The sequence below is a fragment of the Bartonella queenslandensis AUST/NH15 genome (assembly GCF_000312585.1).
GTDB lineage: Bacteria > Pseudomonadota > Alphaproteobacteria > Rhizobiales > Rhizobiaceae > Bartonella > Bartonella queenslandensis_A.
In genome coordinates, this window is sequence record NZ_HE998153.1 from 1 (window position 1) to 983 (window position 983).

Sequence of the window (983 nt, forward strand, 5' to 3'; positions counted from 1 at the left end):
AAGGCAAAAAAGGTTGGCAAATAATTACACCAGATAAACATGGTGATTGGATAAAACAAAGAGAAGCCGATTTTAATCAGTTTATACCCATGAGTATTAAAAATAACTCAATAGATGCTGCGCTGTTTAGGGAGGTGTCACGTGGTGTGAATTCTGCTCGGGATGCTTGGGTTTACAACTTTTCAAGTAATGCATTAAATTTATCTATTCAAAAAACAATTGAATTTTTTAATGTACAAAAACGTCTTATTGCTGAGAATCCATCTGTACCTATAAAGAAGATTATTGATTATGATGCTACCAAAATTAGTTGGGCAAATGCTCTTATCTCTAAATTAAAGCAAGGGATCAACGCAACTTTTGATGTTCATTTAAAAGTTCCAGTTCTTTACCGCCCGTTTATGATAACATGGCATTATGCATCACCATTACTAAATGAAGCGCTAGGGCAAACACATCAATTTTTTAATCGGGATATTCCTCATAACCTTGGAATTTGCATTTCGGGAGAAGGAAGCCAAAAAGCTTTTTCTTGTCTCATGACAAATAAACCTATTAGTTTTGACACACTAGAAAAATCAAGATGCTATCCGTTTATGCTCTATTGTGAAGAAGAAAAACATCATGACCATAGTTTATTTACTACAGGTGCAAAAAAGAAAGTTCGTGATGGCATTACAGATGCCGGATTAGCACATTTTAAAGCAGCTTATCCTAATGAGAATATAACAAAAGAAGATATCTTTTATTATGTTTACGGTATTTTGCATTCAGAAGATTATCGCACTCGTTATGCGCATAATTTATGCAAAGAATTGCCTCGTATCCCTTGTGTTAAAAGCGCCGATGATTTTTGGAAGTTTGTAACAGCAGGGCGTGAACTCGGTCATTTGCATGTGAACTATGAAACGGTAGAGCCTTATCCCGTGACCTTTAAAAAAGGTAATCCAAAACAGACAGAGATTTCTAATCCTGAAAAGTTT

General features: G+C 35.0%; 1 protein-coding gene. It reads left to right on the forward strand.

The genetic code is table 11. From position 1 onward, the window contains the following. Window positions 1–983: type ISP restriction/modification enzyme (locus BN338_RS12285; RefSeq protein WP_039761807.1), on the forward strand; the 983-nt coding region annotated here is incomplete at both ends.